Source organism: Vibrio sp. OPT41 (assembly GCF_015163595.1).
Classification (GTDB): domain Bacteria; phylum Pseudomonadota; class Gammaproteobacteria; order Enterobacterales; family Vibrionaceae; genus Vibrio; species Vibrio alginolyticus.
Map to the genome: position 1 here is coordinate 1 of NZ_JADDYH010000088.1, position 1,091 is coordinate 1,091.

Below are 1,091 nucleotides of genomic sequence, written 5' to 3' on the forward strand. Positions count from 1 at the left end.
GTACACAATTATGATGAATCATTTGAGAACGATGCGTACATAGCAATCGTGTTCATGGATGCGCCTATCCTCAAAAAAGTGTGGTTGATGGATACTCCAGGGGATCTAAACAGTGAAGACGACAGCGACACGGAAAAAGCGCTTGGTGGTGTAGAGCTAGCTGATGGTGTTGTATTCTTGTCTATGCACGCTGGTTTCTTTAAGGAAAGTGATTTGGGCTTTGCAGCAAATATCATCCGTCAGCGCCCACCAGTCGATAAAAATAATCCCCTGAAGCATCTATTATTCGTCCAGTCGCACTGTCATAGCGATCTAAATGCTGATGATGTTTCTATGGTTGGTAAAGTGACGTTTAAACGCGTGAAGAAGCAGCTAGATAAGCTAATTTTCAATCATTGGATAGAAGATGGTTATATCGATGAAGCACCAGAACCTCAGGAACTGACTGCTCGTACACAACCATTCTGGCGAGAGAATGAGCTATATCGTACATCGCTTATCCGTCAAGTCGATGAAATGGCAGATTACCTGAATGAGAATCATGCTGCTATCGTAGGGCAAAATATCAAGAATATTTACTCTCAAGCAGATAAGGTTCTAGCGGTTGCTATTGAATCATTGAAAGACAAAGAGCAATCAAGTGTTGACCGTGTAAATGAGGTCAATGAACAGGATGCGCGATTTCGTAAGCAGGCTTCTAAAATAAAGGCCGATTTCGAGGAACTTATTGCATCTTGTGCTGACCGTAAGAAAAAAGATCTTTCTGATATGAAGACCTTCTATCAGTACAATTCATCTGCGGAAGGTTTGGAAACGCTTATTACCGAAACTTATGATGACAAGAAAGAAGCTCAAACAGAAATTGGCAATTATTTCAGCCAACTGATCACCTCTAAACTTGAGAGTAACCTAAAATCTAGCGGTAAAGTTGTCTCAAATGAGGTGGACGCCCTTCTGGTGCGATGGCAAGAAGCAGCTCCTAAAATGACAAAGGCTTCTATTGACTCAGAAATTGGGGGGCTTGATATCGATGTTTCTGAATTTAACTCCCGCGCAGCATTTGTTGGTGGTATGGCCGGACTAGGAAGTCT

General features: G+C 42.2%; 1 pseudogene. It reads left to right on the top strand.

The features are described 5' to 3' along the window. Positions 1–1,091, top strand: a pseudogene (locus IQP38_RS27075) (hypothetical protein); the annotation flags it as partial.